The sequence below is a fragment of the Amycolatopsis sp. NPDC006131 genome (assembly GCF_040614175.1).
GTDB lineage: Bacteria > Actinomycetota > Actinomycetes > Mycobacteriales > Pseudonocardiaceae > Amycolatopsis_E > Amycolatopsis_E tucumanensis.
Genome location: NZ_JBEXTX010000026.1, coordinates 1 through 20,628, shown reverse-complemented (window position 1 = coordinate 20,628; position 20,628 = coordinate 1). Strand labels below are relative to the sequence as shown.

General features: G+C 72.7%; 21 protein-coding genes. 10 read left to right on the top strand and 11 right to left on the bottom strand.

Going from position 1 to position 20,628, the window contains the following annotated elements; all coding sequences use genetic code 11:
- From ABZ215_RS16235 to ABZ215_RS16225, 3 genes are read right to left on the bottom strand one after another with little or no spacing between them, the layout of a single operon-like run.
- Positions 1-468 carry a flavin reductase family protein gene (locus tag ABZ215_RS16235; RefSeq protein WP_354950136.1) on the bottom strand — a complete coding sequence of 156 codons (468 nt, stop codon included), beginning with the start codon at positions 466-468 and terminating at the stop codon, positions 1-3.
- Positions 465-1,397, bottom strand: a complete 933-nt coding sequence (locus tag ABZ215_RS16230) for an alpha/beta hydrolase (protein ID WP_354950135.1) — start codon at positions 1,395-1,397, stop codon at positions 465-467. The genes ABZ215_RS16235 and ABZ215_RS16230 overlap by 4 nt, the downstream gene beginning before the upstream one ends.
- Complete coding sequence (locus ABZ215_RS16225) at positions 1,394-2,632, bottom strand: acyl-CoA dehydrogenase family protein (RefSeq protein WP_354950134.1); 1,239 nt, start codon at positions 2,630-2,632, stop codon at positions 1,394-1,396. The genes ABZ215_RS16230 and ABZ215_RS16225 overlap by 4 nt, the downstream gene beginning before the upstream one ends.
- A 215-nt stretch (positions 2,633-2,847) precedes the next feature.
- Between ABZ215_RS16225 and ABZ215_RS16220 the strand changes: the two genes are divergently transcribed.
- From ABZ215_RS16220 to ABZ215_RS16210, 3 genes are all read left to right on the top strand, one after another.
- Positions 2,848-4,248 carry an APC family permease gene (locus ABZ215_RS16220; RefSeq protein WP_354950133.1) on the top strand — a complete coding sequence of 467 codons (1,401 nt, stop codon included), beginning with the start codon at positions 2,848-2,850 and terminating at the stop codon, positions 4,246-4,248.
- An 11-nt stretch (positions 4,249-4,259) separates the two neighbouring features.
- A complete protein-coding gene (locus tag ABZ215_RS16215) occupies positions 4,260-4,658 on the top strand; it encodes a hypothetical protein (RefSeq protein ID WP_020422050.1) in 399 nt (132 codons plus the stop codon).
- A 180-nt stretch (positions 4,659-4,838) separates the two neighbouring features.
- Positions 4,839-5,426, top strand: coding sequence for a hypothetical protein (locus ABZ215_RS16210; protein ID WP_354950132.1), 588 nt, complete (start codon positions 4,839-4,841; stop codon positions 5,424-5,426).
- Positions 5,427-5,719: 293 nt separating this feature from the next.
- Here the strand turns inward: ABZ215_RS16210 and ABZ215_RS16205 are convergent, their stop codons facing one another.
- Positions 5,720-6,361, bottom strand: coding sequence for a CoA transferase subunit B (locus ABZ215_RS16205; RefSeq protein WP_037323002.1), 642 nt, complete (start codon positions 6,359-6,361; stop codon positions 5,720-5,722).
- Between the two features lie 2 nt (positions 6,362-6,363).
- Positions 6,364-7,080, bottom strand: coding sequence for a CoA transferase subunit A (locus ABZ215_RS16200; RefSeq protein ID WP_354950131.1), 717 nt, complete (start codon positions 7,078-7,080; stop codon positions 6,364-6,366).
- A gap of 147 nt (positions 7,081-7,227) precedes the next feature.
- On the opposite strand from ABZ215_RS16200, the gene ABZ215_RS16195 reads away from it, so the two are divergent.
- Positions 7,228-8,004: an IclR family transcriptional regulator gene (locus ABZ215_RS16195; protein ID WP_354950130.1), complete on the top strand. Its 777-nt coding sequence runs from the start codon at positions 7,228-7,230 to the stop codon at positions 8,002-8,004.
- An 80-nt stretch (positions 8,005-8,084) separates the two neighbouring features.
- Here the strand turns inward: ABZ215_RS16195 and ABZ215_RS16190 are convergent, their stop codons facing one another.
- The 6 genes from ABZ215_RS16190 to ABZ215_RS16165 all read right to left on the bottom strand — a co-directional run bounded on the left by ABZ215_RS16190 (position 8,085) and on the right by ABZ215_RS16165 (position 14,468).
- The gene (locus ABZ215_RS16190) at positions 8,085-9,254 is read right to left on the bottom strand and encodes an FAD-dependent oxidoreductase (protein WP_354950129.1); all 1,170 of its coding nucleotides are present in this window, start codon (positions 9,252-9,254) and stop codon (positions 8,085-8,087) included.
- A 106-nt stretch (positions 9,255-9,360) separates the two neighbouring features.
- Positions 9,361-10,971 (bottom strand): response regulator transcription factor, encoded by a 1,611-nt coding sequence (locus ABZ215_RS16185; RefSeq protein WP_354950128.1) that lies wholly within the window; start codon positions 10,969-10,971, stop codon positions 9,361-9,363.
- 7 nt (positions 10,972-10,978) lie between these two features.
- Complete coding sequence (locus ABZ215_RS16180; RefSeq protein WP_354950127.1) at positions 10,979-11,392, bottom strand: MmcQ/YjbR family DNA-binding protein; 414 nt, start codon at positions 11,390-11,392, stop codon at positions 10,979-10,981.
- 18 nt (positions 11,393-11,410) lie between these two features.
- Entirely contained in the window at positions 11,411-12,862 is a 1,452-nt protein-coding gene (locus ABZ215_RS16175; RefSeq protein ID WP_354950126.1) for a CYTH and CHAD domain-containing protein, read from the bottom strand.
- Between the two features lie 191 nt (positions 12,863-13,053).
- Positions 13,054-13,536, bottom strand: a complete 483-nt coding sequence (locus ABZ215_RS16170) for a DUF3237 domain-containing protein (RefSeq protein WP_354950125.1) — start codon at positions 13,534-13,536, stop codon at positions 13,054-13,056.
- 14 nt (positions 13,537-13,550) lie between these two features.
- Complete coding sequence (locus tag ABZ215_RS16165; RefSeq protein WP_354950124.1) at positions 13,551-14,468, bottom strand: LysR family transcriptional regulator; 918 nt, start codon at positions 14,466-14,468, stop codon at positions 13,551-13,553.
- Between the two features lie 107 nt (positions 14,469-14,575).
- Between ABZ215_RS16165 and ABZ215_RS16160 the strand changes: the two genes are divergently transcribed.
- The 6 genes from ABZ215_RS16160 to ABZ215_RS16135 are packed head-to-tail and all read left to right on the top strand — an operon-like array spanning position 14,576 to position 20,507.
- On the top strand, positions 14,576-15,541 hold the full coding sequence (locus ABZ215_RS16160) for a cyclase family protein (RefSeq protein ID WP_020421193.1): 966 nt from the start codon (positions 14,576-14,578) through the stop codon (positions 15,539-15,541).
- A gap of 8 nt (positions 15,542-15,549) precedes the next feature.
- Positions 15,550-16,671, top strand: coding sequence for an FAD-dependent oxidoreductase (locus ABZ215_RS16155; protein WP_354950123.1), 1,122 nt, complete (start codon positions 15,550-15,552; stop codon positions 16,669-16,671).
- A 13-nt stretch (positions 16,672-16,684) separates the two neighbouring features.
- The gene (locus ABZ215_RS16150) at positions 16,685-17,623 is read left to right on the top strand and encodes a VOC family protein (RefSeq protein WP_354950122.1); all 939 of its coding nucleotides are present in this window, start codon (positions 16,685-16,687) and stop codon (positions 17,621-17,623) included.
- A 10-nt stretch (positions 17,624-17,633) separates the two neighbouring features.
- Positions 17,634-18,584 (top strand): fumarylacetoacetate hydrolase family protein, encoded by a 951-nt coding sequence (locus tag ABZ215_RS16145; RefSeq protein ID WP_354950121.1) that lies wholly within the window; start codon positions 17,634-17,636, stop codon positions 18,582-18,584.
- Positions 18,581-19,357 (top strand): SDR family NAD(P)-dependent oxidoreductase, encoded by a 777-nt coding sequence (locus ABZ215_RS16140; protein WP_354950120.1) that lies wholly within the window; start codon positions 18,581-18,583, stop codon positions 19,355-19,357. The genes ABZ215_RS16145 and ABZ215_RS16140 overlap by 4 nt, the downstream gene beginning before the upstream one ends.
- 10 nt (positions 19,358-19,367) lie before the next feature.
- On the top strand, positions 19,368-20,507 hold the full coding sequence (locus ABZ215_RS16135) for an alpha/beta fold hydrolase (protein WP_354950119.1): 1,140 nt from the start codon (positions 19,368-19,370) through the stop codon (positions 20,505-20,507).
- Positions 20,508-20,628 lie beyond the last annotated feature (121 nt).

The window sequence follows — 20,628 nt, the reverse complement described above, 5'->3', positions numbered from 1 at the left end:
TCACCGCAGCACCCGGAACGTGCTGCGGTGGAACACCACCGGCTCCGCGCCGGGGAAGTCCGTCAGCGCCGTGATCCCGAGCAGCGCGATGACGTGGTCACCGGCGTCGACCTCCCCGGTCAGCCGGCATTCGAGCTGCAACGCGCTGTCCTCGACCAGCACGGCGCTCCCCCGCGCCACCCACGGCACCCCGGCGAACCGGTCCCCCTCCGGCATCGCCAGGCTGCGGCAGATCCCGCCCTGCCCGGCCGACAGCACGCTGACCCCGAGTTCCGGCGCGGCACGCAACGTCCGCCAGGTCCGCGACTCCTTCCGCACGCACACCGAAACCAGCGGCGGGTCCAGGGAAACGGCGGTGAACGTGCTCGCGGCCATGCCCACCGGTTCACCGCCGACCAGCGCGCACACCGCCGCCACCCCGCTCGGGAACTGGCCGAACGCCGCCCGCAACGTGCTCCCGTCGATCATGTCGCCACTCCTTCCAGCTCGAACGCGCCGCGGAGGAACTCGACCGCCGGGCCAACCACCTCCGGGCTGCTGAACACCGCCGTCGCGTGGTCCGCGCCCGGCACGACCTCCAAAGTGGACTTTCCACCCGCGGCGAGCACCGCCTCGTGCAGCCGCCTGCTCTGCCCCAGCCCGCACCGGCGGTCGGCGTCGCCGTGGCTGATCCGGAACGGCGGCACCCGCGACGCCGCCGCCACCGCGCGGGACACCGCCGCCCCGGCCACCACGCCGGGCCGCGAAGCCAGCGGGAACCCGAAGAACTGCGACCCGACGTCGACCATGTTCCGCAGACCGGCCTCCGTCGGCTCGAAGGCGTCCTCGGTGATCGTCGAGAAGTCGGTGACCGGGTAGTGCAGCACCACCGCGGACAGCCGCGCGGACACCGCCGGGTGGTCGCCGACCGGCCGTCCGATCCGGTCGGTGAGCGCGGCCAGCCCCATCAGGTACCCGCCGGCGGAACTGCCCCACCCGGCGATGCGCGCCGGGTCCAGCCCGTACCGGTGGGCGTGGACGCGGACCCACCTGATCGCGGCGAGCACGTCCTCGACCGGCTCCGGGTACCGCGCCTCGCCGGCGAGCCGGTAGTCCACCGACGCCACCGCGATCCCGTGCCGCGGCAGGCTCGCCCACGGCCCCATTTCCTTGACGCCGCCGAGGAAACTGCCGCCGTGCGCGTAGACCACCACCGGCACCGGGCCGGTCGCGCCGAGCGGGACGTGCAGGTCCAGCATCAACGGCCGCCAGCCGACCGGGATCGCGTACTTGACGTTCAGGTACGACTCGGCGTCGTCGAGGACCCGCACCGGCCGGACCGTCCACAAGCGAGGATCGGCCATGTGGTGCGAGGCGGGCCGCGCGAAGGCGACGTCGGACGGGTGCGGCAGCGTCATGCCTTGCGCACCCCCGGCAGGTAGCGGCCGGCATCAGGGATCTCGCCGCTCAGCTCGGCGGCGCCGACGAACGCGTTCTTGGCGTCGATGCTGTCGTGGCTGGCGAACGTACGGGCGTTGCGCCAGAACCGGTCCAGCCGGTACTTGTTGGCGGTGCTGCGCGCGCCGGTGAGGTCGTGCACGCGTGCCGTGACGTCGAGCGCCGCCGTGGTGCACACGACCTTGACCTTGAAGAACTCGGTCATCAGCGCACGCAGGTCGGTCGTGTCGTCGGAGTTCGCCACCTTCCGGCAGGTGCCCAGCAGGTAGGCGCGGCCGGCGGCGAGTTCCGCGGCCATCTCGCCGATCTGCCGGTGCATCAGCGGGTCCTCCATCGCGGAGCCGAACATCGGCATGCTCGCGCGGTTCAGCCCCCGCAGGTACTCCAGCATCGCCGCGTACGCGCCTTCGCCGATCCCCTGCAGCAACAGCGCGTGGCCGGGCAGGACGAGGTCGACGAACACGACCTCCGACTCGGGCGCCGCGTAGTGCCACCCGTCGGGGACGAACACCTCGGCGTAGGTGATGGTCTGGCTGATCGTGCCGCGCTGGCCCATGTTGTCCCAGTCGCCGTGCACCTCGACGCCGGGCGCGTCGAGCCGGATCAGCGCGTGGTGCCGGGTGGTCGCACCGTCCGGCCCGGTGAGGCGGAAGCTGACGTTCGCCAGGTCGCGGCCACCGCCGCCGCTGTTGGTGTTGAAGGTCTTCACGCCGTTGACGACCACCCCGCCGTCCACCCGGCGGCCGGTGACCGGTCCGGTGCCGCCGGTTTCGGCGTTGGAGGCGACGATCCGGCGCCCCTCGGAGATCAGCTCGTCGGCGAGTGCCTGCTTGGTCGACGCGGGCAGCGGCGCGGACATCACCTCGCGTGCCTGCAGCGCGGTGGTCGACCAGCACTGGCCGGTCGACCCGTCGCCCGCGGTCACCTCCAGCGCCGCCTCGACCACCCGGTCCCAGCCGGCGAAGGTGCCGCCCGTCCACAGACCGCCGAATTCGACGGGGACGTTCGCGCGCTGCAGACCGGCCTCGCCGAGCAGGCGCATCGCCTCGGTGGGATCGACGCCGAGTGCGTCCACCTCGACGCCCAGCTCGGCGATGCGCGGCCGGAGCGCCCTGGCGCGCTCGACGACCTCGTCGTAGCTCGCGGGCGCCGAGGGCCAGGCGGGGATTTCGCGGAATTGCGTGGAAACGGACATGAACGCCGTCCTTCCGGGAGGAATCGAGAAATGGACGAGACGGTATCGTCTCGACCACGGTAACTCGTCCGGAGCGGACCAACAAGAGTCTGGACACGCCGGGAGCGCCCGGCGTACGCTGCTCGGACGCGACGATACCGTATCGACCATTCGCGAGCGCTGTTCCGTGGCGTGGTGGGGGGACCGCCATTCACCCCGGATGTCCAGGAGTGCTCATGAACCCAGACGGAAATCACCACCGGTTGCGACCCAACGCGGTGGGCATCTTCGACATGATCCTCATGGTGATCGCGGTGACCGCACCGCTGACCGCGGTCGCCTCGAACCTCTCGCTGAGCCTCGCGTTCGGCGCCGGCACCGGCACGGTCGGCGTGCTCGTCCTGGTGCTGGCGATTCTGCTGGTGTTCTCCGCGGGCTACGTGGCGCTGAGCCGCCAGGTGGTCAACGCGGGCGCCTACTTCGCCTACATCGGGTTCGGCCTCGGCCGGCGCATGGGCGGCGCGTCGGCGCTCGTGGCGACGCTGGCCTACAACGTCGCGGCGGCCGGGATGTCCGTGGCCGTCGGGTACTTCGGCCACGCCGGGCTGTCCGCCTACCTCGGGGTGGACGTCCCGTGGTGGGTGATCGCGCTGGTGGCGGTGGCGGCCACCTGGGTCGTCGGCTACTTCGGCGTGACGATCGCGGGCAAGGTCAACGTGTTCGTGGCCGTGACCGAGTTCGCGGTGCTGCTGGCGTTCGCGATCGCGGTGCTGGTGCGGCGGCCGGGCGGGTTCTCGTTCGACGTGCTCGCGCCGGGCACTGTGTTCGGCGGGAACTTCGGGCTCGCCGTGGTGTTCTGCATCCTGTCCTTCGCCGGGTACGAGGCCGCCGCCATCTACGGCGAGGAGGCGCGGTCGGCGCGGCGGAACGTCGGCCGGGCAACGTACTCCGCGCTGATCGTGCTGGCCGTGACGTTCGTGTTCGTCATGTGGGCGATCGCGGCGGCGTTCCCGGACGCGGCCGCGGCGGCGCAGGCCGATCCCGGCGCGCTGCTGGTCTCGGCGATCACCGCCTACCTCGGCGGGTGGGCCGGACCGGTGCTGAGCCTGATGATCACGTTCAGCTTCTTCGCCGCGGCGCTGTCCTTCCACGCGATCGCGTCGCGGTACATGTTCTCCCTGGCGCGCGACGGGTTCCTGCCCCGGTCGCTGAGCCGGGTGCACCACCGGCGGCGGACGCCGGTGTCCGCGGGGACCGTGCAGCTGGTCGTGTGCGTGCTGGTGGTGGTGCCGTTCGCGGTGGCGGGCGCCGATCCGATCGCGACGTTCTTCCCCGCGGTCTCCGGGATCACCGCGCTGGCGATCATCTACCTGATGGCGGCGTGCTCGGCGAGCATCGTCACCGCGGCCGCGCGCGGGCGGATCAGCGGTTCCACGTGGGCGGTGCGGGTGGCGCCGTCGATCGCGTGCGTGGCGCTGGTGAGCTGCGGGGTGGTCATCGTCGCGCACTACACGGAAATCACCGGCAGCGATTCGCCCGTCATCAGCGCGCTGCCGCTGACCCTCGTCGTCGCCGCGGTCTACGGCTGGCTCGCGGCGCGGACCCGGACCGTCACCGAGGAACCGGCTCTGGCCTGAAAGGAAGTCCGATGAGCTACACCCCCAATCCCGGCGACACGCTGGTGTTCGAGAACGACCGCGTGCGCGTGTGGTCGATGACGCTCCCGCCGCGCGGGATGTACGACTGGCACCAGCACCACCACGACCACCTGATCATCTGGCCGGACCCGGGCCGCGCGGAGGCGCAGCGCCTCGGCGACGAGGACTGGACGCTGCGGCAGACCGCGGAGGCCGGGTACGTGGCGTTCAAGACCGTCGGCAGCGGCGGACCGCTGACGCCGCACCGGATCCGCAACCTGGAGGACCACGCCGTGACGCACTACATTGTGGAGCTGATCAGCGAACCGTCACCGAGCCCCGTGGAGCTGCCGTCGGAGACGAACGACCGCGGCTCGGCGGTGGACGTCCGGACGGGCGAGCCGTTCTAGGGAGGCCACATGCGAGTCGCCCTGCGCTCAGCGTGGAGCAGCGCGACGGCTCGCTCTACCTGGGACGGATCGAGCTCTGCCGGACCGGCGGCTGGGTTTCCGCGAGGTGCGCCGCCGTGATCGCAAGATCGCGATGAGGTACCGCGGAACGCCTTGATCGGCTACGGCATCATGACCGGCGTGAAGCGTGGATCTTTCTTCCGGACAGCAGCGGTGTTGGCGGCGGCGCTGACCGCCTCGGCGTGTGGATCGTCCTCTTCGGACGCTCCGGCCCCGCCGGCGGCGAGCAGCAGCGCCCCGCCGCCCATCGTGGAACCCACGACGCCGCCGGGCACTTCGCTGACCGTCGGGCAGCGCGCGGTGGTCAGCTACTCCGACGGGATCGACGAGGGCCTGCTGGCGATCACGGTCACCGCGATCGAGCAGGCGGACCAGAACGAGTTCCGGACCGCGTTCGGGGACCGGGCGCAGGGGCTGACGCCGTACTGCATCCGCTACACCGTGGAGAACCTGACCGGGATCGACTTCGGCACCAAGGTCGGCCCGAAGCTGGAGGCCCTGGTCGGCGACGGGGAGACCACGGGAACGTTCATCACGGGCGACATCCCGAGCTGCGCCCCACGCCTGTCCCCCGGCGACTTCGACCACCCCGGCGCGCGGTACGAGAACGCGGACCTGGACGCGACGTCCCCGGACGCCCCGGTGGTGGCGGCCCGCTACGACGGCAACGACTACGACGGCAATCCGCTGGTGTGGCGCATGCCCTGACCCCCGGTATGTGGTGGTGCACGGTGGCCGCCGGGTACCACCACCCCCGACGCCGCGGCCACGGTGCCGAGCGCCGCTGCCGGACGAGCCACGCCACGACCGAGCGCCACTGCCGGACGAGCCACGCCACGACCGAGCGCCGCTGCCGGACGCGCTGCTCGTGGGCGGCATCGCCGCCGGGCGGGCCGCCCGGCGGCCCTCCGGGCAAGCAGCGCCACGGCTCCGCGCCGCCGCCGCAAGGCGCGCCGCGAGCGGGTGGGACCGGCAACCAACGGTCCCACGCGTGCGGAGTCCTACCCCGCCACCGGCTCCAGCACCTTCGCGCCCGTCTTCTCCCGCAGCTCCTCCTCCGTGACGCCCGGCGCGAGGCGCACCAGGCGGAGGCCCTCCGGTGTCACGTCCAGCACCGCGAGGTCGGTGATGATCCGGTCCACCACGCCCGCGCCGGTCAGGGGCAGCGTGCACGTCTCGACGATCTTCGGGCTGCCGTCCTTCGCCACGTGGTCGGTGATCACGATGATCCGCTTGGTGCCCGCGACCAGGTCCATCGCGCCGCCCATGCCCTTCACCAGCGCGCCGGGCACGGTCCAGTTCGCCAGGTCGCCGTTGGCGGCCACCTGCAGCGCGCCGAGGATCGCGAGGTCGATGTGCCCGCCGCGGATCATGGCGAACGACGTCGCCGAGTCGAAGAAGCTCGCGCCGGGCTGGACGGTCACCGTCTGCTTGCCCGCGTTGATCAGGTCGGCGTCCTCCTCGCCCTCGAACGGGAACGGGCCGAGGCCGAGGATGCCGTTCTCGCTCTGCAGGGTCACCCGGACGCCGTCCGGGATGTGGTTGGCCACCAGCGTGGGGATGCCGATGCCGAGGTTCACGTAGTCCCCGTCGCGCAGTTCCGCCGCCGCCAGCGCGGCCATCTCGTCGCGGCTCCAGCCCATGGTCACGCCTCCGTCCCGGCGAGCGCCCGCGGGCGCACCGTGCGCTTTTCGATCTCCTTCTCCCGCGGCGTGGCGACCACCAGGCGGTCCACGAACACGCCGGGGGTGATCACCAGGTCCGGGTCGACGTAGCCGTCGAGCAGGACCTCGGTCTCCACCACGGTCACCCGGCCGCAGGTGGCGACCACCGGGTTGAAGTTGCGGGCCGCCATCCGGTACACGAGGTTGCCCTCCCGGTCCGCGGTGTGCGCGTGCACCAGCGCCAGGTCGGCGACGATGCCGCGCTCCTGCACGTAGGTCTCGCCGTCGAACTCGGCGTGCGGCTTGCCCTGGGCAACGGGCGTGCCCACGCCCGTCTTCGTGTAGAACGCCGGGATGCCCGCGCCGCCCGCGCGCATCCGCTCGGCCAGCGTGCCCTGCGGCGCGAACTCGACCTCGACCGAACCGTCCAGGTACTGCTGCGCGAACAGCTTGTTCTCCCCGACGTAGGACGCGATCACCTTGCGGACCTGCTTGTTCTCCAGCAGCAGCCCGAGGCCCTTGCCGTCCACACCCATGTTGTTCGACACGATCGTCAGGTCGCTGACCCCGGCTTCGCGGACGACCTCGATCAGGTCGTAGGGGATGCCGGACAGACCGAAGCCGCCGACCGCGATCGTCATGCCGTCTCGCAGCGCGCCTGCCATCGCGTCGGCGGCCGCGCCGAACACCTTGGACACGTGAACTCTCCTTCGAGCGTCCGTGGGATGAGCACCTGCCCGCAGTCAAGACGACCTGGGGAAACCCGGTCAAGCGCGCCTTCTGGATCTCTCGTCAGGTGAACGACTCGAGGCATGGCGTTCACTGAGTGGACGTACCATGGGGACATGCCGCCCGCCCACCTGATCGGCCGGGCCGCGCTGGTGCTTCGCGCGCTGTCCGCGGCCGGCGAGCCCGGCGCGTCGACCTCCGACGTGTCGCGGCTGACCGGGCTCGCCCGTCCGACGGCCCACCGGCTGCTGGCGGCGCTGGCCGACGAGGGGTTCGTCGACCGCGACCAGCGCAACGGCCGCTGGTACCTGGGCCCGGAGCTGTACCTGCTGGGCGAGTCGGCGGCCGCGCGCTACGACGTGACGCAGCACGCGCGGGCGAGCGTGCACCGGCTCGCGGCGGCGACCGGGGAGAGCGCGTTCTTCTCCGCCCGGCGCGGCGACGAGACGGTGTGCCTGCTGCGCGAGGACGGCGACTTCCCGATCCGGTCGTTCGTGCTGTACGAGGGCGCGCGGTTCCCGCTGGGCGTGGTCTCGGCTGGGCTGGTCGTGCTGTCGCTGCTGTCCGACCGGGAGATCGACGACTACCTGGCGCGGGTCGACCTGACGGAGCGGTGGGGCGAGGCGCACGCGCCGGGGCCGCTGCGGGAACGGATCGCCGAGACGCGGGAGCGGGGGTACGCCGTCAACCCGGGCCTCGTGGTCGAGGGCAGCTGGGGCATGGCGGCGGCGGTGTTCGGCTCGTCCGGGGAGCCGGCGTGGGCGCTGACACTGACCGGGGTGGAGTCCCGCTTCCGCGAGCCGCGGCGGGCGCAGCTGGGCGCGCTGCTGCTCAAGGAGGCCCACGCCCTGACGACGACGCTGCGCGCGGACCGGCAGCGCGGCGGGCTCTGACGCGGGCGCCGGTGTTCGGGTGTCGCAGATCGGTGGGGGCGGCCCTTGATGAGCCGCCCCCACCGGGCCTCAGCCGCGCGTCACCGGTCCAGCGTGCGCAGCGCCCGCTGGTACAGCCGTCGCGCCTCGGTCAGGTTTCCGTGCGCCTGGTGGTCCATCCCGAGCGTCGTCAGGCCCGCCGCGGACACCTCGGGCGCGCGCCGGGCCAGGTGGCGGACCACGTACTCGGCGTCGCGGCCCGCTCCGCCCACCAGCATCGAGCTGAACGAGTGCAGGAACGGCAACCCGACGAAGTACAGGCCGGGCACCGGCGTCACGCCGCGCTCCTGCTCGGGGTAGCCGTCCTCGCCGGTGACGGGCAGGTCGATCCAGCCGTAGTCGGGGCGGAAACCGGTGCACCACACCACGTTCGCGACATCGAGCACCCGCCCGTCCGCCAGCACGGGCATGCCGTCCCGGACGCCGGTGGTCTTGTCGACGACCCGCTCCACACCGGCCTTGCGCAGGTCCTCCTTCTTGACCCGGATCAGCGGCCCGCCGTGCCCGCGCACCTCCTCGCGCAGCTTGCGGCCCACCGGCCGGTTCACGGTCAGGACCCGCGTCGCGGCGAACCACAGCACCCGCAGCGCCACCGACGCGACCCGGCTTTCGAAGTAGAACGGGATCTCGCCGGTGTCCGTGCCGGACAGGATCGTCGGGTGCTCGCGGGCCACCTCGTAGGCGATGTCCGCGCCGGAGTGGCTCGCGCCGACGACCAGCACCGGCCCTGGCCGCAGCTGCGAAGGGTTCCGGTACTCGCTCGAGTGCATCTGGCAGATCTCCGGGCTCAACTCGCCCGCGAAAGCCGGGACACGCGGAACGCCCCACACCCCCGAGGCGACCACCACGTTCGCGGCCTCGAACCGCTCATCGCCCGCGGTCACCACGAACTCTCCGTCCTCTTGCGACAGCCGGTCCACCCGCGCGCCGCAGCGCACCGGCAGGTCGAACCTCCGCGCGTAGGCCTCCAGGTAGTCGGCCATCTCGTCCCGCGTGGGGAAACTGCCGGGTGGCGCGGGGAACCGCATCCCGGGTAGCCCGTCGTAGCGCGCCGGGCTGAACAGCCGCAGCGAATCCCAGTGCCGCCGCCACGAGTCGCCGATCCGCTGGTGCGCGTCGAGAATCACGAACCGCCTGCCGTCGCGGGCCAGGTGGTACCCGGCCGAGAGCCCGGCCTGCCCACCGCCGATGACCACCGTGTCGAACCTCATCGTCCACCTCCTGTTTCGAGGAGACCGACGCTAGGCCGCGGCGCGCCACGGGAACTTCGGGCGAACGACCCAATTCCCGCCGCCGGGCATGGGTAGTTCTGCCCAGTCAGCCGATCCGGTGCTGGAACGCGTACGCCGCCGCCGCGGTCCGTGAACCGACCCCGAGCTTGGCGAAGATGTTGCTGACGTGCCGCGCCACGGTCTTCTCGCTCAGCACCAGCTCCCGCGCGATGCCGCGGTTGGTCGCGCCGGCGGCCAGCAACCGCAGTACCTCCGTCTCCCGCGGGCTCAGCAGCGAGGCGCCGCGGCGGGCGTCGCGCACGCGGGCCAGGTCCGGTTCGGCGCCGAGCCGCGCGAACACCTCCGCGGCCGCGTCCAGCTCCACCTCGGCGGCGTCCTCGTCGCCGAGCGCGCGGCAGGCCAGCCCGACGAGGCACCGGGTCCGCGCCGCCTCGTAGGGCGCGTCCAGTTCGCACCACAACCGCAGCGCGGTCCGCAACGGCGGCAACGCCGCGGACTCGTCACCCGCGGCGAGGTGCGCCGCGCCGGTCGCGCCCGACGCCAGCGCACGCAGGGCGGGCGTGTGGAACCGGCCTGCGATCGCGGTCAGCTCGGCCGCCGCCGCCCGGGCGCACTCCGGGTCGCCGTTGCCGATCGCGGCTTCCACCTGCGCGGGCAGCAGGCGGGACCGGCTGATGTCGTCCTCGGCCTCGGCCAGTGCGCGGCGCAGGGACAAGTCCGCCGCGTCGGCGCGGCCCTGGGCCAGGCGGAGCAGCGCCAGGCCCGGCTGGACGTCCCACCCGCTCTCGCCGGCCCGCCGGTAGGAGCGCTCGGCGTCGGCGAACTCGCCGCGCAGCCGGTGGATCTCGGCGAGCTGGTAGTAGGCCATGCCCGCGACCACGTGTCCGTACCGCTGGTCCAGCCGCGCGCACGCCGTCCGCGCCTCCCGGACCGCGTCCGGCCAGTCGCCGACGAGCTGCAGCAGTTCCGAGCGGTGCACCCGGCAGATGCCGGAGTAGGCGCCGGTGAACTGCGGCACTGCGTCGCACCAGGCGTTCACCGCGGCGGTCCACTCGCGGGCGCGGCCCAGCTCGTGCACGTCGCGGCAGGCGGCGATCATGCTGCAGTACATCCACCCGGTCACCTGGGAGGAACACGCGCCCGCGGCGATGTCGAGCATCGCCTCGTCCAGCAGCGCGAGCCCCTCCTCGACGCGGCCCTGCGCGAGCCGGGCGCGGCCCTGGACCTGCACCCCGATGGTCACCAGATCCCGGTCGCCACACCGGTTCCCCAGCTCGACGGCTTCCGCGGCGGTGGCGAACGCGGCGTCCCCGGTCTGCCGCTCGGCCTCGCCGATCAGCAGGTAGCCGCGCTGCGCGCAGTCCGGGTCGTGCGCCAGCAGCCGCGCCGCCCGCGCCATCCAGCCCTGTGCGCGGGAGAACTCGCCCTGGAACGCGCACACTTCGCGCAGCCAGAAGGCGCACCGCACGGCCCGGCCGATCGCGCCGGCGTGCACGTGCTGCTCGTAACAGCGGCGGAACGCGTCGGCGGCCTCGTCCGGGCGGCCCAGCAACAGCGCCAGCTCGCCGAGCCGCTCCAGGTCCGGCAGCGCGAGCGGGGTTTCCCGGTCGACGGCGGCCAGGGTGTCGCAGGCGTCGGCCCAGGCCCGCCGGTCGTAAGCCGCGCCGGCCCGTTCGAGCAGGACGCGCGTGTCCACCGGGTCATTAAACGCCCGCGATGTCCTTGTCACCAGGCCCGTCGGTCAGGCGGCCGCGCAGCTTCGCGGGCGCGACGGCGAGCCACCCGTCGGTGAGCGCGTCGCCCAGCGCGGTGCGGGACACCTTCCGCAACTGGACGAGCACCGCCGCGTAGCCGTCGAAGTGCGGGATGGTGAAGAAGGCGTCGGGATTCGCCGCGAGGACCGCTTCCTTCTCGCCGAGGTCGTCCACGCCGATCGCGAGGATCGGCCCGTCCGGCGGAGTCTCGTCGCCGAACCGGCGGAGGTCGGCCTTGCTGAACGGCCGCACCCAGGCGAACGCCTTACCGGCGACGGACCACGTCTGGTGACCGTGCCGCTCCCCCTCGGTCACCTCCGGCAGCTCGGAAACCAGCCGTGCCACGTCGCCGACAGTCGCCATCGTCGAACGGTACCGCTCTCACGGCGCGCCCGGCAGCTTCCGCCGCTCGAAGCTCTCGCGCAGGGCGGCGCGGCGGGCGTGGCCGCGCTCGTACAGGCGCCCGAACACGAACGCGTCGGTCACCGAATCCCCCGTTCGCTGCCGGAGGAGCTCGCCCGCGCTCACCAGGTCGTGGTACTCGCCCAGCTCGCTCTGCACCTCCTTGACCACCCGCCGCCACGAGCGCACCCGCTTGCCCAGCAACGGTTTCGCCACATCGGCCGCGTACCGCGCCGCCTTCGCCTTCTTGCGCACCTCGTGCAGGGCGGAGTCGGGGTCGCGCGCGTCGCGCACCGCCTCCGCCGCGGCCGTCAACCGCCGGTTCGCGCGGCGGAGGGCCTTGCGCAGCTCGCGGCGCCCGGACTCGGCGGCGGTCGTCAACGGCGGGTCGGCCACCCACTCGTCGAGCGCGCCCAGCAGCCGGGCGCAGCGCTCGCCGGTCAGTTCGGCGAGCAGCGCCTGCCGGTCCCGCTCGGCTGCTTCGTCCAAAAGCGACACGAGTGTGCGGCGGGCGTGCTCGGTTTGCGGCTCGCGCGGGAGGTTCGCGAGCTCGGCGAGCAGGGTTTCGCGGCGGACCTCACCGTCCCGCGCCGGGGACAGCACCCGGCCGGCCCACTTGAGTTCGTCCGCCAGCGCCTTGGCCCGGTCACGCACGAAGAGGCGCCGGTAACCGCGCAACGCGCTCCGCAGCCGCCGCATCGCGACGCGCAACTGGTGCACCGCGTCGTCGTCGCCGCGCCGGACGCCCTCGTCGTGCCGCCGGATCGCCTCGACCTGGGTGCGCACGTAGGTCATGACGGTCTCCCCGGCGTTGCCCGGCTCGTCGTCGGCGGCCAGGTCGGCGGCGAGCAGGCGCCGTAGCTTCGACGGCCAGTGCGCGGGCCGCACCCCGCCCGCGACGAGGGCTTCGGTGAGAGTGTCGAGGAGTTCCGGTTCCGCGTCGTCGAGTTCGACCTCGAGTTCGCGCCAGTGGTCCAGGTGCGCCTGGTCGCCGGCGCGCTCGCCGTGGACGTGGTCGTCGGTCAGCACGGCCAGCCGCCGCCCGTCGGCGTCGGTGAGGTCGTGGGTGAAGCGGTCGACGCGGAGGCGCGCGATCTCGACGAGGTCCGCACCACCGGTCCACTCGCGCGCGGCGTCGGCGAGTTCCGGCGGCAGCTGGTTGCCTGGCGGCAGCTGGGTCTCCTCGCGGGCCCCGGCGGTCGCCGGGCGCTTGAGGTGCCAGCCCGCGTCGTCCCCACCGGTGCGGCGGCGCAGGGTCACGCCGGCGCGGGCCAGGCGGAGGTCGCGGGTGTCGTAGTAGGTGTTGTCGAGCCGGGACTCCCTCGGCGGGGCCTGCTCCGCCACCGGACCCACCCCGGCCAGCCGCGGCACCGGCCGGCCGTCGTCGAAGTCGAACTTCCGCTCCCGCTCGGTGACCGTCTTGGCGCCCATGGCGAGGAGTTCCCGGGCGACGACCGGCGAAAACCCGCGTGCGGCACCAGCGGAGCGGCCATTGGCAGGAACCTCGCCTACCGCCGGCGGACGCCGGTGCAGGCGATCAGCTCCGCCAGCGCTTCCCGGTCCAACCGCGCCTCCTCCCGTCGCGCCGGGCGCTACCCGCCTTCGGCAACCCGCCTGCCCGTTCAGCAGATCGCGTACACGTCCAGCACCACCGCGTCCGGGCGGCGCAGCGCCGAGCTCACCGCGACCACGTGGTTGAGCCACGCGTGCTCCGGCGAGTCCTCGGCCGTCTCGAAGGTGATCGCGGTGCGGAAGCGGTACGTGGACGGGTCCGGGCACTGTCCGGCGAGCAACGCGGTCATCACCTCCGGCGGCCCGTGCCGCACGCCCCGGCTGATGATCGACACCAGCGAACCGTCGTCGGTGCGGGCGGTGTAGTGCGCCTCGACGCGCACCCAGCCGCCGGTCTGCAGGATCTGCCAGTCCGCGCCGCCGGGCAGGACGTCGGCGGACAGCCGCGGGCCGTCGACGCGGCCGCCGGTGATCGGCACGACCCGGCGACGGCCGTGCGGGGTGCCGCCCAGGTCGAGCACCTCGTCCAGCGTCACCTCCGCCCTGGCGAGGAACTCCAGACCGGGTCGCGGTGGCTCGTACGGGGTCGCCATGACCCGGCAAACTATCAGGGATTCTGATCGAGAACAGCCGTCGCGCGGAGGACGACGTCCCGCAGGTACCGGTGCTCGGGATCGTCGTCGTACATCGGGTGCCACCACATCGCCTCGCGCAGCGGGCCGATCTCCAGCGGGCACGGCAGCGCGCGCACCCCCAGCTCGGCGGGCACCCCGGCGGCGAGCCGGCGCTGCAGCAACGCGACGCGGCCAGTGCCACGGACCAGGCTCGGCACGGTCAGGAACGTCTCCGTCACCACCTGCACGTTCGGCTCGATGCCGAGCATCCGCATCTGCCGCGCGGCCGGAGTGGACGCCGTCGGCCCGTGGTAGGTGACCACCCACGGCATCGTCTTCAACTGCTCGACGGTCAGCTCCTCGCCGACGTCCGGGTTGTCCCGCGACACGAGGCACACCCAGTCGTCCAGGTACAGCTCGCGGTAGGGCAGGTCGGTGATGAACCCGTGCGGCATCAGCAGCAGGTCGTGGTTGACCAGGGCCTGCGCCGCCTGCTCGACCAGCGACGGGGTGTTCGCGGTCAGCCGCAACCGGGTGCCGGGCGCCTCGGCGGCGAGCAGCGCGGCGATCTCCGCCCCCAGCACCGCGACGCCGTAGTCGCTGATCAGCAGCGAGAACTCGCGCGCCGAGGACGCCGGGTCGAAGTCCGGTTCGGCGGCGAACACCCGTTCCACCCCGGAAATCGCGACGCGCACCCGTTCCTTGAGCTGCACCGCCAGCGGGGTCAGCCGGTAGGAGTTGCCGACCCGGATCAGCAGGTCGTCGCCGAAGTGCCGGCGCAGCTTGCCCAGGTGCGCGGACACCGCGGGCTGGCTCAGGCCCATCCGTTCGGCCGCGCGCGTGACGCTGCGCTCCTGCAGCAGCGCGTGCAGCGCGACCAGCAGGTTCAGGTCCAGGCTCGCGAGGTTCACCAGCGCAGGCTACATCAGCCAGGCTGATACCTCCCATAACCGATTTCGTCTTCCCTGATACCGCAGCGGTGCCCGACAGTGGACTCGTCGCTCAAGGAGGAACCGACGTGATCCACGACCGCACCGATCCCGAAGGCGCGATCGCCGCCGCGGCCAAGCGGTGCTCCAACTGGGGCCGCTGGGGAGCCGGGGACGTCCTCGGCACGCTGAACTTCCTGGACGAGGCCAAGCGCCGCGAAGGCGCCGCGCTCGTCCGGCAGGGCAAGAGCTTCTCGCTCGCGCAGCGGTTCGAGGCCGACGGCCCGCAGAAGGGCTGGCGCCGCCGCACCAACCCGGTGCACACGATGCTCGACACCGGCCTGGACGCCGAACGCGGCCAGGGTTTCCCGCACGGCCTCGGCGGCGCGGACGACGTCGTGTTCATGCCGCTGCAGGCCTCGACGCAGTGGGACGGCCTCGGCCACATCTTCGACCACGGCACCGCCTACAACGGCCGCCGCGCCGGCGACGTCGTGACCAGCGAGGGCGACCAGGTGACCGGCATCGAGACCACCGCGGGCCGGATCGCCGGCCGTGGCGTGCTGCTCGACGTCGGGCGCGCGATCGGTGAGGACGGCGAGCTGCCGGACGGGTTCGCGATCACCGTCGAGCACCTCGAAGCCACCATCGCCGCACAGGGCGAGACCGCCCGCGTCGGCCGCGGCGACCTGCTGCTGGTGAGGACCGGACGGCTCACCCGCGCCCGGCGCGAGGGCTGGGGCGACTACGCCGGCGGTGACGCGCCCGGCCTGTCCTTCACCACCGCCGATTGGCTGCACGGCACCGAGATCGCCGGGATCGCCACCGACACCTGGGGTTTCGAGGTGCGGCCCAACGAGTTCGACGTCGCGTTCCAGCCGCTGCACCAGGTCTGCATCCCGCACATCGGCCTGTTCCTCGGCGAGATGTGGGACCTCGACGCGCTCGCCGCGGACTGCGCCGCCGACGGCGTGTACGAGTTCTTCCTCGCCGCCGACCCCATCCCGGTGACCGGCGCGGTCGGCGCCCCGGTCGCACCCGTCGCCGTCAAGTAGGAGTTGCCATGCCAGCCGTGAACAACGTCCTGGTGGTCGGCAGCGGCCTCGCCGGGACCGCCACCGCGATCGGGCTCGCCGCGCACGGCGTCGCCGTCGACCTGGTCGAGCTCAAGCCCGACATCGCCGCCATCGGGTCCGGGATCACCTTGCAGGGCAACGCTTTGCGGGAGCTGCGGAACCTGGGCGTGTGGGAGCGGGTGCGCGCCGAGGGGTTCGGTTTCGACAGCCTCGGCCTGCGCGCGCCCGACCCCGCGGGCACCCTGCTCGTGGAGATCCCGGACGCCCGCACGGGCGGGCCGGACCTGCCGGCCACGATGGGCATGCCGCGCCCGGCGCTGGCGCGGATCCTGCTGGAGCGCGCGGCCGAAACCGGTGTGAAGACCCGCTTCGGCGTCACCGTCACCGAGCTGGAGACCGACGGCAGCGTGGTGTTCTCCGACGGCTCGTCCGGGCGCTACGACCTGGTCGTCGGCGCCGACGGCATCCGCTCGTCGGTGCGCCGCATGCTCGGCGTCGATCTCGAGACCCGCGCCACCGGCATGGGCATCTGGCGCGCGTTCGGGCCGCGCCCGGCGTCCGTCACGCGCACCGACCTGTTCTACGGCGGCCCGTGCTACATCGCCGGCTACTGCCCCACCGGGGAGAACTCGCTCTACGCCTACGTCGTCGAGGACGCGCAGGACCGCTCCGCGCTCACCCCGGACGAGCGGCTCGCCACGATGCGCGAGCTGGCCGCGGCCTACCACGGCCCGTGGGACGAGATCCGGGAGACGCTGACCGACCCGTCCCGCGTCAACTACACCTGGTTCGAGACCCACGTGCTGCCGCCGCCGTGGAACCGGGGCCGCGTCGTGCTCATCGGCGACGCCGCGCATTCCTGCCCGCCCACCCTCGCGCAGGGCGGCGCGCAGGCCCTGGAGGACGCCGCCGTCCTCACCGAACTGCTGCTCGCCGCCGACGCGCTGGACGACACGCTGTGGCAGGCCTTCACCGACCGCCGCTACGAGCGGGCCAAGGCCGTCGTCGACGCGTCCAACCAGCTCGGCCAGTGGCTCCTCGACCACGAACAGGGCGACGTGCCGGGCCTGATGGGCCGCGTCGCCGCACTCGTCACCCAGCCCGCCTGATCCAGGAGGACCCATGACCGACCGACTCATCACCCACCTGCGCCACGTCGACCTCGCGGTGCCGGACCTGGCCCGGCAGCAGGACTTCTTCACCGGAGCGTGGGGCCTGACCACCGAGCACACCGACTCCGGCATCGCGTTCCTGGCCGCCGAGGGATCGCCCGAGCAGTACGTGATCCGGCTGCGCCGGGCCGACGACAAGCGCATCGACCTGATCTCGTTCGGCGCCGCCACGCCCTCCGATGTGGACACCCTCGCCGCGCGTCTGGCGTCCTCCGGCGTGCGGCTGGTCAGCGAGCCCGGCGCCATCGACACCCCCGGCGGCGGTTACGGCTTCCGGTTCTTCGACAACGAGGGCCGCACGATCGAGATCAGCGCCGACGTCGCCGTTCGCGCCCACCGCAAGGTCGAGGAGGGCGAGTCGATCCCGGTGCGGCTGTCGCACGTCGTGATCAACTCCGCCGACCCGGAGGGCACCCGCGCGTTCTACGAGAAGCACCTCGGGTTCCGGCTCTCCGACATCCTGATGCACCCGCGGATGGGCGAGATGATGTGGTTCATGCGGGTGAACTCGTGGCACCACAGCATGGCCATCGCCCGCTGCCCGCACCCGTCGCTGCACCACGTGTCGTTCGAGATGCGCGGCCTGGACGAGTACATGCGCGGCACCGGGCGGCTGTTGCGCGCCGGGGTGGAGAAGATCTGGGGCCCGGGCCGCCACCTGGCCGGGAACAACACGTTCAGCTACTTCCTCGACCCGCACGGCAACACGATGGAGTACACCACCGAGCTGGAGCTGATCGACGAGGACACCTGGCACCCGCACCTGTACGACTTCAGCGACCCCGAGGTGTCCGACCAGTGGGGCACGGCTAACGCGATGAACGAGTTCGTGGCCCAAAAGTCGTTCAACGACCCGGACAAGGGGCTTTTCGTCGCCCCGCCGGTGTGAGGAGGTCCTGATGCGTTTCGCCACCTACTCGCTGGACGGCGCGGTGCGGGCCGGTGTCGTCGACGGCGACGGCATCCACCCGCTGCCGCCGGACGTGACGGTGCTCGGCCTGGTGCGGTCCGGGCTGCCGGCCGCGCTGGAGACCGGTTCGACGGTCCTGAGTGGACCGTCCGTGCCGCTGGATCGCGTGCGGTTGCTGCCGCCGTTGGAACCGCCGACGGTCCGGGACTTCGTCGCGTTCGAGGAGCACGTGGAGGGTGTGGTCGCGAGCGTCTCCGGCGGGGCCGGGGTCGTGCCGGAGTGGTACGAGGCGCCCACGTTCTACTTCACCAACCCGTACGCGCTGCTCGGCGCGTTCGACGACGTGCCGGTGCCGCCGGGCTCGCGGCTGTTCGACTTCGAGCTGGAGGTCGCGGCCGTGGTCGGGCGGGACGGCTCCTCGCTGGCGCCGGACCAGGTGGAGATCTTCGGCTACACGGTGCTGAACGACTGGTCGGCCCGTGACCTGCAGCGGCGCGAGATGAAGGTGCAGCTCGGCCCGGCGAAGGGCAAGGACTCGGCGACGACGCTCGGGCCGTGGCTGGTCACGGCCGACGAGCTGGAGTCCTATCGCGACGGTGACGGGTTCCTGGAGCTCGACCTGCGGGTGTCGGTGAACGGCACGGAGATCGGCCAGGACCTGCTGTCCAACATGGGCTGGCCGTTCGAGGAGCTGGTCTCCTACGCCTCACGCGGCACCTGGGTGCGGGCCGGGGACGTGCTGGGCTCCGGGACCTGCGGCAACGGCGGCTGCCTCGCCGAACTGTGGGGCCGCGGCCGCGAGCTGCCGCCGCTGGCGCCGGGCGACGTCGTGGAGATGACCGTCGAGGGCATCGGGACGATCCGCAACACCGTCGTCGCCGGGGTGGAGCTGCCCCCGGTGCGGGCCGCGCGGCCCCGGCCGCGGAAGCGCAAGCGATGAGGGTCGCCGGCAAGGTCGTCGTGGTGACCGGCGCCGGGCAGGGGCAGGGCGCGGCGGAGGCGCGGCTGCTCGCCGAGGAGGGCGCCCGGGTGATCGGCGTCGATCTGGGTGCCTCGCCGGTGGAGCCGTTGCCCGGGGTCGAGTACGTGCAGCTCGACGTCACCGACTCGGCGGGCTGGGCCGCGCTGGCGTCCCGGCTGGATCGGGTGGACGGGCTGGTCGCGAACGCCGGGGTGACCTGGCGGGCGCGGCTGGACGAGGTCGACCCGGCCGACCTGGCGCGCGTGCACGACGTGAACGTCGGCGGGGTGGTGCGGGCGATCCAGGCCGTGCTGCCGCTGATGCCCGCGGGCGGATCGATCGTGACGGTCGGCTCGGTGGCGGCGCTGACCGGGCACTACCCGGTGGCGTACACGGCGAGCAAGTGGTTGTTGCGCGGGCTGACGCGGGCGGCGTGCCTGGAGCTGGGCGCGCGCGGGATCCGGGTCAACGCGGTGCACCCCGGCTACATCGAGACACCGATGACTGCGTCGGCCGCGGCGGCGTTCCGGGACGCGAACATCGCCGAAACCCCGCTGGGGCGCACCGGAACCGTCGACGAGGTCGCGCCGCTGGTGGTGTTCCTGCTCTCGGACGAGGCGTCGTTCATCACGGGCGCGGAGATCCCGGTCGACGGCGGCCTGACCGCGCACGGTGGCGTGAAATCGATCAGTGAGAAAGGGCCCGCCCGCCAGCCCACCACCACCCTCAACGGACACGCTCCGCGTGGCTGAAAGGAATTCAATGTTCGAGTACTTCCCCGGCAACTACGTCTGGAACCTGGGCGTCGTGGCGACGCTGAACAGCGGCGGGCTGATCGACGAGGTCGACCGCGCGTGCCGCCCGATCAAGGAGGCCGCGCAGCGCGGTGAGGACGCCGGGACGGCCGACTTCCTGACGGCGTGGACCGCGCTGACCGACCAGCTCGTGGGGCAGGCGGAGGAAGCGGAGGCGGCGGGGCACACCCGCACCGCGCGGCAGCTGTACGCGCGGGCGACGAACTACCTGTGCCAGGCCGAGCGGATGCAGAGCGCCTCGGCGCCGGGCCGTCTGGACACCTACCGGCGGGTGCTTTCGTTGCAGGAGAAAGCGTTTGCGCCCGGTGTGTCGCGGGTCGAGATCCCGTACGAGGGCACGACGCTGCCCGCGTACTTCAGCGCGGCGCCGGTCGACGGTCCGGCGCCGGTGATGATCATGTGGAACGGGCTGGACTCGACCAAGGAGCACATGTACTCCTCCGGGCACTGGGAGGAGCTGGCGGCGCGCGGGATCTCGTGCCTGATGGTGGACTGCCCCGGTTCCGGCGAGGCGTTGCGGCTGCAGGGCCTGACGGCGCGCGTGGACACCGAGGCGTGGGCGTCGGCGTGCGTGGACTACCTGGTCGGAAGGTCCGATGTGGACTCTTCACGGATCGGCCTGGTGGGCTGGTCGCTGGGCGGCTACTACGCGCCCCGCGCCGCCGCCTTCGAGAAGCGGCTCGCGCTGGTGGTGGCGTGGGGCGCGAACCACGACTGGGGAGCCGTCCAGCGGCGGCGGCTGGAGCGCGAGGGCGAGCGGCCGGTGCCGCACTACTGGGAGCACGTGCTGTGGGTGTGGGGCCACGACGACCTGACGGAGTTCATCGACTTCGCGGACGCCGTCAACCTGGACGGCGTGGTGGAGAAGATCGACGTCCCGTTCCTCATCTGCCACGGCGAGAACGACCGGCAGATCCCGCTGGCGTACGCGCACCGGTCGTACGAGCAGGCCACCGCCAGCCCCCGGCGCGACCTGCGGATCTTCAGCCCCGCCGAGGGCGCGACGGAGCACATCGGGCTGGACCACCTGCCCTACGTGAGCAGCTACGTGGCCGACTGGGTGGCCGACGTGTTCGAGGGTCGCTGACCGAATGGTGGTGGGGGGCCCCCCCCGCCGGGGCCCACCCCCGCCCGCACTACCCCCCCGCGCCCCCCCCCAAACAGAGAAACAGACCGATGTGGAAAAAGATTAATTAAGAGGGGGGGTG

Excerpts from the sequence above, each read along its gene's own strand:
- ABZ215_RS16145 (WP_354950121.1), top strand. The coding sequence starts at position 17,634 with ATGCGTTTCGCCACCTACTCGCTGGACGGCGCGGTGCGGGCCGGTGTC.
- ABZ215_RS16215 (WP_020422050.1), top strand. The coding sequence starts at position 4,260 with ATGAGCTACACCCCCAATCCCGGCGACACGCTGGTGTTCGAGAACGAC.
- ABZ215_RS16135 (WP_354950119.1), top strand. The coding sequence starts at position 19,368 with ATGTTCGAGTACTTCCCCGGCAACTACGTCTGGAACCTGGGCGTCGTG.
- ABZ215_RS16175 (WP_354950126.1), bottom strand. The coding sequence starts at position 12,862 with ATGGGCGCCAAGACGGTCACCGAGCGGGAGCGGAAGTTCGACTTCGAC.
- ABZ215_RS16155 (WP_354950123.1), top strand. The coding sequence starts at position 15,550 with ATGCCAGCCGTGAACAACGTCCTGGTGGTCGGCAGCGGCCTCGCCGGG.
- ABZ215_RS16170 (WP_354950125.1), bottom strand. The coding sequence starts at position 13,536 with ATGGCGACCCCGTACGAGCCACCGCGACCCGGTCTGGAGTTCCTCGCC.
- ABZ215_RS16150 (WP_354950122.1), top strand. The coding sequence starts at position 16,685 with ATGACCGACCGACTCATCACCCACCTGCGCCACGTCGACCTCGCGGTG.
- ABZ215_RS16230 (WP_354950135.1), bottom strand. The coding sequence starts at position 1,397 with ATGACGCTGCCGCACCCGTCCGACGTCGCCTTCGCGCGGCCCGCCTCG.
- ABZ215_RS16225 (WP_354950134.1), bottom strand. The coding sequence starts at position 2,632 with ATGTCCGTTTCCACGCAATTCCGCGAAATCCCCGCCTGGCCCTCGGCG.
- ABZ215_RS16180 (WP_354950127.1), bottom strand. The coding sequence starts at position 11,392 with ATGGCGACTGTCGGCGACGTGGCACGGCTGGTTTCCGAGCTGCCGGAG.
- ABZ215_RS16235 (WP_354950136.1), bottom strand. The coding sequence starts at position 468 with ATGATCGACGGGAGCACGTTGCGGGCGGCGTTCGGCCAGTTCCCGAGC.
- ABZ215_RS16205 (WP_037323002.1), bottom strand. The coding sequence starts at position 6,361 with ATGGGCTGGAGCCGCGACGAGATGGCCGCGCTGGCGGCGGCGGAACTG.
- ABZ215_RS16220 (WP_354950133.1), top strand. The coding sequence starts at position 2,848 with ATGAACCCAGACGGAAATCACCACCGGTTGCGACCCAACGCGGTGGGC.
- ABZ215_RS16190 (WP_354950129.1), bottom strand. The coding sequence starts at position 9,254 with ATGAGGTTCGACACGGTGGTCATCGGCGGTGGGCAGGCCGGGCTCTCG.
- ABZ215_RS16195 (WP_354950130.1), top strand. The coding sequence starts at position 7,228 with ATGCCGCCCGCCCACCTGATCGGCCGGGCCGCGCTGGTGCTTCGCGCG.
- ABZ215_RS16140 (WP_354950120.1), top strand. The coding sequence starts at position 18,581 with ATGAGGGTCGCCGGCAAGGTCGTCGTGGTGACCGGCGCCGGGCAGGGG.